At 46.9% G+C, this 12,328-nt stretch carries 10 protein-coding genes; all 10 read right to left on the bottom strand.

Going from position 1 to position 12,328, the window contains the following annotated elements:
- Positions 1 to 9: 9 nt before the first annotated feature.
- On the bottom strand, positions 10 to 783 hold the full coding sequence (locus V6668_RS09920) for a manganese efflux pump (protein WP_370739093.1): 774 nt from the start codon (positions 781 to 783) through the stop codon (positions 10 to 12).
- A 142-nt stretch (positions 784 to 925) separates the two neighbouring features.
- Positions 926 to 1,753, bottom strand: coding sequence for a DNA-formamidopyrimidine glycosylase (gene mutM, locus V6668_RS09915; RefSeq protein WP_076318373.1), 828 nt, complete (start codon positions 1,751 to 1,753; stop codon positions 926 to 928).
- A gap of 118 nt (positions 1,754 to 1,871) precedes the next feature.
- Positions 1,872 to 4,526, bottom strand: a complete 2,655-nt coding sequence (gene polA / locus V6668_RS09910; RefSeq protein ID WP_338708296.1) for a DNA polymerase I — start codon at positions 4,524 to 4,526, stop codon at positions 1,872 to 1,874.
- Positions 4,527 to 4,761: 235 nt separating this feature from the next.
- Positions 4,762 to 5,421, bottom strand: a complete 660-nt coding sequence (gene phoU, locus V6668_RS09905) for a phosphate signaling complex protein PhoU (protein WP_017689478.1) — start codon at positions 5,419 to 5,421, stop codon at positions 4,762 to 4,764.
- 63 nt (positions 5,422 to 5,484) lie between these two features.
- Positions 5,485 to 6,240: a phosphate ABC transporter ATP-binding protein PstB gene (gene pstB, locus V6668_RS09900; RefSeq protein ID WP_036609821.1), complete on the bottom strand. Its 756-nt coding sequence runs from the start codon at positions 6,238 to 6,240 to the stop codon at positions 5,485 to 5,487.
- Between the two features lie 229 nt (positions 6,241 to 6,469).
- The gene (locus V6668_RS09895; protein ID WP_338708295.1) at positions 6,470 to 7,651 is read right to left on the bottom strand and encodes a methyl-accepting chemotaxis protein; all 1,182 of its coding nucleotides are present in this window, start codon (positions 7,649 to 7,651) and stop codon (positions 6,470 to 6,472) included.
- A gap of 152 nt (positions 7,652 to 7,803) precedes the next feature.
- Positions 7,804 to 8,532, bottom strand: coding sequence for a response regulator transcription factor (locus V6668_RS09890; protein ID WP_036609823.1), 729 nt, complete (start codon positions 8,530 to 8,532; stop codon positions 7,804 to 7,806).
- Positions 8,533 to 8,811: 279 nt separating this feature from the next.
- Positions 8,812 to 10,632, bottom strand: a complete 1,821-nt coding sequence (gene pnpS, locus V6668_RS09885) for a two-component system histidine kinase PnpS (protein ID WP_036609824.1) — start codon at positions 10,630 to 10,632, stop codon at positions 8,812 to 8,814.
- A gap of 43 nt (positions 10,633 to 10,675) precedes the next feature.
- The gene (locus V6668_RS09880) at positions 10,676 to 11,023 is read right to left on the bottom strand and encodes a cupin domain-containing protein (protein WP_338708294.1); all 348 of its coding nucleotides are present in this window, start codon (positions 11,021 to 11,023) and stop codon (positions 10,676 to 10,678) included.
- Positions 11,024 to 11,315: 292 nt separating this feature from the next.
- Positions 11,316 to 12,188: an SDR family oxidoreductase gene (locus tag V6668_RS09875; RefSeq protein WP_076326999.1), complete on the bottom strand. Its 873-nt coding sequence runs from the start codon at positions 12,186 to 12,188 to the stop codon at positions 11,316 to 11,318.
- Between the last annotated feature and the right edge of the window lie 140 nt (positions 12,189 to 12,328).

The following is a 12,328-nucleotide window of genomic DNA, read 5'->3' as shown; positions in this document are numbered from 1 at the left end:
CGTTTCACCTCATAACAACTTCATTATTCCCATAATCATTAACATTAGCGCTGGCAATACAGACAGTCTTCGCATCCAGCGCAGAGCTGAGAATCGTAGGCCAACCTTCATGCCGAGTGACAGAAACGCCCCACTAAACAGTGCAATAATGAGTGCTGTCCATAGTGTAGGGAATCCCAGAAGTGCCGCTCCCAAACCTGCTCCAAACGCATCCAGAGACAAGGCAATACCCAGCCACATCGCTTCTTGAGCAGATATACTCCCCGAGTTATCCATATCCGCCTTGGAGGGACTGCGAAGGATCTGAATGACAACGCCCAGCTTGCGCAGCTCCAGTGTAAATACCATTCGTTCCAGTGATCCATTTGAAGCCGACTGCTCCAGATCCAGTGCGAGCACCTGATTCCTGCCCTTTGAATCCGACAGTCTCTCTTGTGCTTCTCCCACTCCAGTTACCTTTGCTTCTGTTCCCTCACCCATTCCAGTGTCTGTTTCCAGCTGTTCTTTGCCTTGCTTTCGAATTAGTTGCAACAGTGACCATGCACCAATACCTATCAATATGACGGCTCCCACGATCGAAGCGATATCCGGTGACACCACATGGGACAACATCACACCTACTTGCATCGACAAGGCAATAACAAATCCCGAACAGATCGAAATAACAGCGATAGATAACAGGGGAATCTTAGTCCTCCGTAACCCATATGTAATCCCGACTCCAAAACCATCTAAACTAAGCGCCAAAGCAAGCGCCAGCAATGAAATAAAATGATGCAGCACCCCGGACTCCTCCTCTGTGCGGTACTCGTGCCAACTGAAGATGCCAGTATGGGTATACGCCCGCTTATTTCTGCCATATCAGTATATGGAGGGAGGAATCCAAGGGTGCTATGATTTCATCATTTCGTTCATTCAGTTCATGTTACAACAGCTGACAGTTCGGACAAAAATGCGTGCCACGGCCACCAACCACCGTTTTTTCAATTAACGTACCACAAGTTGTACAAGGTTCTGATTTGCGTCCATAGATTTTCAGTTGATGCTGGAACATCCCCATCTCACCCTGTCCATTCACATAGGACTTGATGGAAGATCCACCTGCATTCACTGCATCTTGCAACGTAGCCACAATCGCTTCATGAAGCACCGTTAACTGAGCTTCGGTCAGTGTCTTGGCAATCGTCTCGGGATGGATAGCTGCGCGAAATAGAGCCTCGTCCACATAAATATTCCCGATACCGACCACATATGCCTGATTTAAAAGCACAGCCTTGATTTTGGTTGTACGCTTGCCAACCGCCTCGCGGAATGCAGTTACCGTAAAGGCGGGATCAAGCGGCTCCAGTCCCAGCTTAAGCAAAGGTTTGGACACCAGTTCCTCACCTGCATTGAACAGATGCATCGTACCGAACTGACGCACATCCTTATAACGCAATTCCGTACCATCATTAAAATGGAAGATCACATGTGTATGTTTGTCCACATCTTCATGCTGCTCGTACACACCGTACCTTCCTTCCATCCGCAGATGGGAGACAAGCACCAGCCCGTCCAGCAAAATACGCAAAAACTTGCCGCGGCGCTCCACCCCAATGACGGTATGTCCCGCGAGTTCCATTGCAAATGCATCTATGTCGTCCGGCCGCTGAATAATCCGCGGCAAGCTAACGGTAACATGATCAATCGTTTTGCCCACAATAAGTTGATTCAATGTTCTTCTGACTGTTTCGACTTCCGGTAATTCCGGCATGATGTTCTCACCTCCCCTATATTATAACGGAAGATGGCGCTCAGCGGGACCCTTTTCTTATATCTCAAACATGGAAAGGCCTTTTGTAAAATACCGGAAAAACCGCACGGCACTTGATTTATTTCGCTTCGTACCAGTTATCACCAAAGCTGACTTCTGCTTTCAGCGGAACCGACAGTTCCAACGCTTTTTCCATAACAGATGGTACTAACTCTTTCATCAGTTCCAATTCATCCGCAGGCACTTCGAATACAAGTTCATCGTGCACCTGAAGCAACATACGGCTCTTCAACTTGCGTTCCCGTAGCGCTTCATCCATCTGTACCATGGCCAGCTTGATGATATCTGCCGCTGTTCCCTGAATCGGTGTATTCATCGCCGTACGCTCTGCGAAGGAACGCAGATTGAAGTTACTGGCATTAATCTCTGGCAGGTAGCGACGACGTTCCAACAGCGTTTTGACGTAACCATCCTGACGAGCTTCCTTCACAATGTCATCCATGTATCGGCGGACACCCTGGAACACTTCAAAATACTGATCAATAAACTGCGCAGCCTCTTTACGTGTAATATGCAGGTTCTGTGATAAACCATAATCACTTATGCCATACACGATACCAAAGTTAACTGCCTTGGCGGAACGACGCATATCCCCATCCACATCCTCAGGCTTCACGCCGAATACATCCGAAGCTGTCTTTGTATGAATATCCATATCGTTGACAAACGCTTCCTTCAAGCGCTCATCGTCCGAAATGTGGGCCAGTACTCGCAGTTCAATCTGGGAATAGTCTGCTGCCAAAATGGACCATCCTGGCTCGGAAGGAACAAATACCTTCCGGATTTTGCGACCTTCTTCCATCCGAATCGGAATGTTCTGCAAGTTCGGGAATTGACTGCTAAGTCGTCCCGTTGCAGCAATGGTCTGACGATAATACGTATGCACCTTGCCATCCCGATTGGATATCTCTTTGAGCAATCCTTCCACATAAGTGGATTGCAGCTTGGCAAGCTGACGATATTGCAGAATATGCTTGACCACATCATTATAAGGAGCCAATTTCTCCAATACTTCCGCATCTGTGGAATAACCCGTTTTTGTTTTCTTCACCACTGGCAAGCCCAGTCTATCAAATAAAATCTCACCCAGTTGCTTTGGTGAATTCAGATTAAATTCCGTTCCTGACAGCTTGTAGATCTCAGCCATCAACCTGCTGATCTGTTCTTCAAACTCACTGCCCAAAGCCTGTAGATCGGCTGTATTGGCCTTGATACCCTGTTTCTCCATGTCCGCCAATATACGTGACAACGGCATCTCCAGTTCATGGAACAGCGAATTCATCTCATCGGTTTCCAGCACTTGCTCCTGAAGTGGAATAATGGCTGCTACTGCCGCAGCCTTTCGGCATAGGAAATCACCCAAAATCTCCACTTCCGGTACCTTGTACTTGGCCCCTTTGCCCATAACCGTGTCATCCTCCACAAGCGAAGGCAGACCATACTTGGTCGTGAGTCCACTAATCGTCTGGTTGGATTCCGTTGGATCAAGCAAATACGCTGCCAGTTGTACATCAAATGACGCACCAGCAAATTCAATGCCATGCGCATGCAGGGCCAGGTCCACACGATGAAGATCATAACCGCGCTTCGGCTGGTCTGAATTACCAAGCCAAGCCCGCACTGGAGCCGCAGCCTCGGAATGAAGCAATTCGGGAGATATGAACGTATACGTTCCAGCGGAACCTACAGCAAGTCCAATCAGTTTCGCTTGGTGCGGGTTATCCCCATGTGTCTCCACGTGGAGGACATCAATGGAATCCAGGGAACTGAACAACTCACTGATGTTGTCCTCTGTTGCAATGGAGGATTCAACTTCGGCAGCAGGGACCGCTTCCTGTTCAGAACCGATGCTGCCACTGAACGACAGGCGTTCGAGCAAGGATTTGAATTCCAGCTTGGCCAATGCAGGGCCCGCATGTTCTTCTTTTAATCCAGCGAATTGCATATCCTCCCACGTCTGCTCCAGCGGAACTTCCCGGTGAATCGTCGCGAGTTGTTTGCTCATCCGGGCATCTTCGGCATGGGCCTCGATCTTTTCTTTCATCTTGCCTTTCAGCTCACTAGTGCCGTTCAGCACATCTTCTACCGATCCGAACTGGTGCAGCAGCTTCAACGCTATTTTCTCTCCAACCCCGGGAATCCCTGGAATGTTATCGGACGCATCGCCCATCAGACCCTTGAGATCAATAATTTGCAGCGGCGTCAGACCATAACGCTCCTTAATCTGAGCAGGATCATACAGCTCAATATCGGTTACCCCTTTACGCGTCAGCCCGATATGTACATGTTCGGAAGCAAGCTGCAGCATATCTTTGTCACCCGATACAACGAGCACCTGTCTACCCGCTTCATCTGCGCGTTTGGTTAACGTTCCGATGATGTCATCCGCTTCAAATCCAGTTAGCTCAAACTGAGCAATGCCAAGTCCTTTCAGCAGTTCTTTGAGCAAAGGGAATTGCTCTGACAACTCTGGTGGTGTTTTCTCCCGTCCACCCTTGTATTCCTGATACCCTTCGTGGCGGAACGTGATTTTGCCTGCATCAAATGCAACCATGACATGTGTAGGCTTATGCTCTTCAAGCAATCTCAGCAGCATCGTAGTGAAGCCATATACCGCATTGGTATGCAGACCTTTCGAGTTGGTCAGAGGCGGCATTGCAAAAAACGCCCTGTAAATAATGCTATTTCCATCTATGAGAATAAACTTGTCCATTCCAGCACCTCGCGTATTATATGGTCAACCTCTTCAAATTACATCTACTCTCATGATACCATACCCACCTGTCACATCAAAAAGAATAGCCTCTTTCACTTTACATTTAATCGCAAAAAAAGAACCTTCTCCACAGACAGCTGTACACAGCCTACCTGAGAGAAAGCCCTTTTCCATTCATATGATTGCATTACTTAATCAGTACTGATTCCCCAATTCCAAAGCAATGCTCTTCCTATTGATTCAGATCCGGACGTTTACCTGTCACCAGGTACACCGTGCTCTCACCAATGTTGGTTGCATGATCACCAATCCGTTCAATGTAACGCCCAACCATCATCAGCAGCATAGCCTGTGAAGCCTGATTCGGATGCTCTGTCATTAACGTGTAGAGATCACTGATCATGTGGCTGTACAGTTGATCGACCTGATCGTCTGTCTGAGCCATTTTGTAGGCCAGGTCTGTGTTTTCTTTCAGGAAAGATTCGATGGATTCATCAATCATGGATTTCACGATTTCTGCCATTTGCGGGATATCCACCAGAGGTTTAATCAGCTTCTGTCCATCCATCCGGAGTGTTACCTTCGCCACATCGAGCGCAAGATCTCCCATACGCTCCAGATCACTGGAGATTTTGAATGCCACGATAATACGTCTGAGATCCTTTGCCACCGGCTGTTGTGTGATGATCAGTTTGGAGCCAAGTTCCATAATTTTGTCTTCAAGGGCATTCAGATTCGCATCATTCTTGATGATGACCTGAGCTTTCTCCGCGTTCATCGTTTGTAAACTCTCAATAGCACCATCCAATGCTGCTCCTACATGTTCACCCATTTGTTTGAGCAAGGTACGCAGCTCTTCAAGCTCCTGATCAAATTCTTTTCTGCGAATCATAGATTTCATGTCCTCCTTATCCATCATCTCCGGGTATGCCGGGATCATTCCAATTCAGCTCGCTTAACCGAACCTTCCAGATATATAATCCTCGGTCCGGGAATCTTGCGGTGTGGAGAATAACGTCTCCGTATCAGCTGCCTCCACCACTTCACCATTCAGGAAAAATACCGTGCGTCCAGATACCCGTGCCGCCTGGTGCATATTGTGGGTAACCATAACGATCGTGTACTTGTGATGCAATTCTTTCACCAGTTCCTCAATCTTCAATGTGGAGATCGGGTCGAGTGCAGACGTTGCTTCATCCATCAGCAGAACGTCAGGCTGTACAGCCAGCGCCCGTGCAATACAGAGACGCTGTTGTTGTCCGCCGGACAAACTAAGTGCCGACTTTTTCAATACATCCTTTACTTCATCCCATAGGGCAGCATGGACAAGACTTTGTTCCACCAACTGATCCAGTTCAGCCTTTTGGGTTACCCCGTGCAAGCGCGGTCCATAAGCCACGTTATCGTATATGGATTTTGGAAAAGGATTCGGTTGTTGGAACACCATGCCAACTCGTTTGCGTAGTGTCTCCACTTCAATCTCATTACTGTAGATATCGGAGCCATTCAGCATAACCTGTCCTTCCACACGAACACCCGGAATCATGTCATTCATCCGGTTTAACGTTCGAAGCAATGTCGATTTACCACAACCTGACGGCCCGATGAACGCAGTAACGGTTTTTTCCGGCAGATCCATCGATATATTTTTAAGCGCGTGATGCGTATCATAATATAAATTAAGATTTTCAATGTGAATGAGGTCCTTCATGGATGTTCACTTCTCCTTCGCTGCAGGGACACGGAAACTCCCTTTACGTTGAGACCGATGCTGATAATCTTTCATCGCTGCTCGGCCATCTTTAATATCCTACCCTTTCATTGTAAAAACAGTATCACTTTCATGTTAACGGAATGTAAAAAAGACATCCTTAACCTTCATGATCTGCTTGATGGATCAATCTGATTGCTGATGCCTGCTTTATTGACTACTTTATAGTTTACTCACTATTCGAAACCATCTCATCCAGCTTCGTACGAATGTGCTCTGCAACTTCTCCAGCTTTCCCGCCTTCCATGGCGATCTCCTCTGCTATACGAGACAAATCTCTCACCGCACTGTTCAGTTGTCGGAACGTTGCTCCCCCTGCGGTGACATGCACCGAACTGTCGTCAATCTCCGCTCCGCTTGCCTTAACCAGTTCAACAGTCTGAAGGGTCAATCCACCAATATTCTCTAGCAATGAAGACATGTTCCCCGCAACCTCACGGGTCTGTTTTGCGAGCGCTCGAATCTCGCCTGCAACAATCTGAAAACCTCGTCCATATTCACCGGCATGAGCTGCTTCAATGGAAGCATTCAGGGCGAGGAGACCACTTTGATCTGCCAGGGAGCGAATGGATTGTGCCATGCCTGAGCCTGTTTTGATCGAATTCAGCATGTGATCCGCATGTTGTCCTTGACTCTCCATATGCTGATGTACCCGGTTATAGGAAGCATCAACGTCCTTCAAACTCTCTTCTCCATGCTTGGACAATGCCATGATCTCACGGGCCTCATGAACGGTCTGATTCGCAGCATTCACCAGCTTGGTGACCGCATCGTTGATTCTGGATATCTCCTGTCTGCTCTCGGTTACTGTACGTATACGCTCTTCCGTAACAGCCTGTTGCAGTCTGCGAGAGAGGGACATTACGTCTCGCATCGTCAGCACACCAAGCAGTCTGCCTTGTTCCGTAACCAGCAGACAATCGTAGAAATGCTGTTCATTCCGTCCAAGTGCGATATCAATAATCGTTGCGGCTTCCATATGAATATCTGCTATAACCGGAGATGTATTCACTACTTGTATGACCGGCTTACGGTAGAATAGATCTGCGGCAAAACGGCCATTTAACATCCGATATAACGTTTCTCGCATTAACAATCCAGTAGGTTTCATCTGCTCATCACACAATACAATACATGGGTACTCCTGATCCTGATTCATCATCGTCGCTGCTTCTCCACAGGTGGTATGGACTCCGGCGACAGGTACCTGACGATAATAGTCATGCAAATGGATCACAGATTCTTCAGCAACTAGTGCTACTTCAGTTTGCTCCATTATGGGTGTCGTTAATTCTTCATTATGTAAAACAACATGAGGCTGGTCAGGTTTCACTTCGAGCAACATGGGCATAAATGCGCAATCTCCTTTACGTAATACCTCCGTCTTGAGGTGGGTTATGTAGGTACAAAGTATCACTCAGATAAGTCCATGCTACTCCCTCTACGTAAAGAAAAATCTTCCTTTATGTTAAATGAACGTAAAATAAAACTCCCCGATCATTGCTAACTTGAATGATGGGGAGTTTTTCTTTTGACAACCAATTTATAACCTACACCACGAATGGAATCAATGTGAACCGATTCCGGGTCCAGCTCCAGCTTTTTACGTAATGAGCTGACGTGTACATCCACGGTTCGTTGACCTCCGATATAATCGAAGCCCCACACAGCGTTCATCAGATCATCCCTTGTCAGTACCACACCCGGCTTTTTGGCCAAATATAGCAGTACTTCGAACTCTTTTGGACGCAGACTGATGGATTGTCCACCCAGTGTCACTTCATATTTCAAAGGATAGATCTCCAGTTCTCCCAGAATGATTCGTGAGCCATCTTTGTCCTCAAGCTGTGGTAAATCTTCGCCATTGGAATAACGTCTTAATACCGCATCCACTCGGGCTAATAACTCAGATACACCAAATGGTTTGGTAATATAATCATCGGCACCCGATTTCAGTCCCTGTACAACCTCGGCTTCACCGTTCTTGGCCGTCAGAATGATAACAGGTGTACTAACACCCTGTATTCTTAACTTGCTCAGAATGTCCAGACCATTCATGCCCGGAAGCATCAAATCCAGCAAAATGAGATCAAATTCCTGGGACAAGGCCCGATCATATCCTGCAGATCCGTGATCCTCTGCCGTAACGTCGTAACCTTCCTGTGTCAGGTTATACGTGAGTAATCTTGATAATGTAGGTTCATCTTCAATAACTAGTAAACGCTGTGCCATGATACCCCTTCTCTCTTCATAGGTTGTCTGTTGCCACAACACTTTTTCTATCATAGCACTAATTTGTTAACGCGGTGTAAAACAATACACACTTTTTACATTTTGATAGGGCGTGTCTGAAAATTCTGAAGGAAGCAGATTTTTCCGAATTTTCGTTCCAAGCCAGGAAGTTTTCCGCAGGCGTGCCGGGGCACGTCAAGGGAAAGTGACGCAGCAGGGGGCGAAAAGGCGGTAAAAGATGCACTTCAGCGAATTTTGAGACACGCCCTAACCAGACGCCTACATCTCTTCTTCCTGAATGAATGGAAGGATCACACGGAACGTTGTCCCCATGCCCAGTTCACTCTCTACAGACAATTTGCCATGATGCAATTCCACCAGATGTTTAACGATGGAAAGTCCAAGGCCTGTGCCCCCTGAATTACGGGATCTGCCTTTATCAACACGATAGAATCGTTCGAAGATTCGCGGCAAATCTTTTTTCGGTATGCCAATTCCTGTATCTGACACCGCAAAGACAACTTCATCATCATTATCCATCGTCACCTGTAACTTCACTCGTCCACCATCGGGGGTATAGTTGATGCCGTTGGATAACAGATTGATGAAAATCTGCTTCATCTTGTCCTCATCCGCTTCAATGTACAGTTCCTCCGGAACATGCATTTCCAGACGAATTTGCTTTTTCTCCGCCACCTTGGACAAGGTGCCCAGTACCATTTCGAAGAAAGAGTGTACATGCACAGGTGAGCATTGCAACGGTGCGCGTTTCGATTCAATTTTGGATAACTCCAGAATATCCCCGATTAATCGGTTAAGTCGATCTCCTTCATCATAGATGATTTTCAGGAATGATCGCTCTGTCTCCTTATCCTGTACCCCGCCGCTGAGCAACGTTTCGGCAAACCCTTTGACCGCAGCGACTGGTGTCTTGAGCTCATGAGAGACATTTGCAACAAACTCACTGCGCATGGACTCCAATCGGCGAATCGCCGTCACGTCCTGCAACAGGAACAACATGCCTCGATACCCACCATCATCTTCGGACATCGGTACTCCATCAATACGGATCAGTTTTTCCTCCGGGTTGAACACACTCACTTCTTCATGCATCCGTTCTTTCAGTGCAACACTCTCTTCAATGGTGCGAGTTAATTCGTAGTGTCTTTTCAATTCAGTATAAGGCTTACCCGTAACCTTTCCTGCTTGAATACCAAGCATACGCTCCGCTTCCCGATTGACCAGTGCAATAGATTGCCCTGCGTCGATCATGACAATACCTCCGGTCATGTTCGCGAGGACACTCTGTAACAACGCTTCATTGTCACGAATCGTCTTCAGTTGGGACTGCAAGCTGTCTGCCATTCCGTTTATGGCAAGCCCCAGCTGTCCGATCTCATCTCTACGCGTTACATCAACTCTGGCATCGTATTCCAGCTTGGTGATCCGATGGGCCACTTTTGTAATATGCTCAATCGGGGAGGTTAATCCACGTGCAACCCGATAACTGACAAACGCGACAATTAAGAACAATAGCCCAAGTGCAGCAAACATGATCATCCAACCACGCTGAAGCCCTTGATCCACAGCCTGTAGACTCATGGATAGACGAATGTAACCATCAAATTTGCCGCTAGGTATTTCAATCATGTCACTTTGATCCGAATTCACAGGTAGTGCTACATACAGCATGTCTTGTCCCAATGTCTCACTGTAACGTATGGATTGCCCGTATCCATCTCCGACGGCACCCTTAATCTCCTCACGGTTCAAGTGATTATCCATGGATGCCGGATCACTCTCGGAATCTCCAATGACCATGCCGTCTTTATTGATGAAGGTTACCCGGGAATCCGTCAGACGATCCAGTTCCAGCGCCCGATCTGAATAATACTTTCGTGTGGCTTCCGAGGTTGGATCACTTGCATCATGGAATGGAAAAGTTGCTTTGAGCAAATTAATTTCACGCACCATGGTTTGCTCCAATGCGGCTATATGCGTAGTCTTAAACACTCTGCCCATCGTATATCCAGCCACAATGACGGATACGCCGATCAGCACCATCATAATGATGGCAAGGCGAATTCGGAACGGTCTCATCTATCTCTTCCTTTATGATCAGATTAATATCTTATGAATTGCTCTACATTGAATCCAGTTCAATTCGGTCCCCACGGGTACCCGGATTGGAAATCACAAGAAACTCCACTTCTTCGTCGCTCCGATTCTTCATCTGATGCGGCATTCCGGGTGCAATCTCTATTCCTTCATGGGTTTCCAGCACAAACGTCTCTCCATTAAGTTCCATACATGCTTCACCGCTGAGGATGAAAAAAAACTGACGGCTTACCGAATGATAATGTCGTATTTCAGCCGTTCCTGCGGGCATTCGTTCATGAATAATGCTCAGTGTTTCATTTTGAACGAGATGCCAACCATCGCACTGTGCACCCCATATATAATGTGTTGCATTCTGTTTGCTCATTTTCATATGACTTGTCCCTCCGAGTATAATTGCTCGATCTATCATATCACAGATTAGGGGACTCCCAATCTTTTCAGTCAGTACTTTGCAATACGCTATCAACTGCAGTGAGACAAGGCTAATAATAAAATATCATAGTTGTATCAACAGAGATGCCGACTTTTGTAAACAGGTGCTAACCGCATCTTTGACATACATATTCACCTGATATAAAAAAGACGCACCGCTCAGCCATGCTGAAAGCGATACGCCTCTCTATATAATCAATCCTATCCTGAATCTAAACGTTCTTAACGTATTATCCGTTCACCACTTCGCCACCATTCACATGCATCACCTGTCCGCTTACATACGAAGAGTCATCCGAAGCAAGGTATACGTAAGCGGGAGCCAGTTCATCCGGTTGTCCTGGCCGCTTCATTGGCTGCGTTGCGCCGAACTCACTTACTTTTTTCTCATCAAATGTAGATGGAATGAGTGGTGTCCAGATCGGCCCTGGTGCAACGGCATTGACACGAATTCCCTTCTCAATCACATTCATTGATAACGAACGAGTGAACGAAGTGATTGCTCCTTTGGTAGATGAATAGTCAAGCAGGGTTGGGCTTCCGCGATAAGCTGTGATAGAGGTTGTATTAATAATCGTGCTGCCCTTCTTCAGATGTGGCAGGGCTGCCTGTGTCACATAGAACATGCCAAAGATATTGGTACGGAATGTACGCTCCAACTGTTCTGGCGTAATATCCTCCAGATTCTGCTGTGGATGCTGCTCTGCTGCGTTATTCACGACAATGTCCAGTTTGCCCAGTTCATTCACTGTCTGCTGAACAGATTTCTTCGCAAAGGCATCATCACCAATGTCACCTGCAATCAAGATGCACTTGCGTCCTTCTTGTTCGACCTGACGTTTCGTTTCCTTGGCATCTTCGTGCTCGCTCAGGTATACAATGGCGACATCCGCGCCTTCCTTGGCATACGTAACAGCAACAGCACGTCCAATTCCGCTGTCACCCCCTGTAATAAGGGCCACCTTACCCGTCAGTTTACCTGCTGCCTTGTATTCAGGCTTCTCAAATTCCGGTCTGGGATGCATCTCCGATTCAATACCGGGGCGTTGATCCTGATGCTGTGCTGGCATTGTTTTTTGATTTTGTTGTGTGTTGGTTGACATCTAACATTCTCCTCTCAAAATGTGAACATGTTTGGATTACAGAAGACATGGACCCTAACTGTATACTTCCTTGTCTTTCGTTCTCTGAAAAAGTCTCATTCTGTAGGATGGCATGAACAGTTCAGATTATTCTTCTGCGA

Origin of the sequence: Paenibacillus amylolyticus, from assembly GCF_036894225.1 — a bacterium.
Taxonomy (GTDB): domain Bacteria; phylum Bacillota; class Bacilli; order Paenibacillales; family Paenibacillaceae; genus Paenibacillus; species Paenibacillus amylolyticus.
Note: the sequence above shows the minus strand (reverse complement) of the source record. Positions and strands in the feature narration are given on the sequence as shown.

Bases quoted from the DNA above. Each gene is read 5' to 3' on its own strand.
- mutM (WP_076318373.1), bottom strand. From the start codon at position 1,753: ATGCCGGAATTACCGGAAGTCGAAACAGTCAGAAGAACATTGAATCAA.
- polA (WP_338708296.1), bottom strand. From the start codon at position 4,526: ATGGACAAGTTTATTCTCATAGATGGAAATAGCATTATTTACAGGGCG.
- phoU (WP_017689478.1), bottom strand. From the start codon at position 5,421: ATGATTCGCAGAAAAGAATTTGATCAGGAGCTTGAAGAGCTGCGTACC.
- pstB (WP_036609821.1), bottom strand. From the start codon at position 6,240: ATGAAGGACCTCATTCACATTGAAAATCTTAATTTATATTATGATACG.
- V6668_RS09895 (WP_338708295.1), bottom strand. From the start codon at position 7,651: ATGCCCATGTTGCTCGAAGTGAAACCTGACCAGCCTCATGTTGTTTTA.
- V6668_RS09890 (WP_036609823.1), bottom strand. From the start codon at position 8,532: ATGGCACAGCGTTTACTAGTTATTGAAGATGAACCTACATTATCAAGA.
- pnpS (WP_036609824.1), bottom strand. From the start codon at position 10,632: ATGAGACCGTTCCGAATTCGCCTTGCCATCATTATGATGGTGCTGATC.
- V6668_RS09880 (WP_338708294.1), bottom strand. From the start codon at position 11,023: ATGAAAATGAGCAAACAGAATGCAACACATTATATATGGGGTGCACAG.
- V6668_RS09875 (WP_076326999.1), bottom strand. From the start codon at position 12,188: ATGTCAACCAACACACAACAAAATCAAAAAACAATGCCAGCACAGCAT.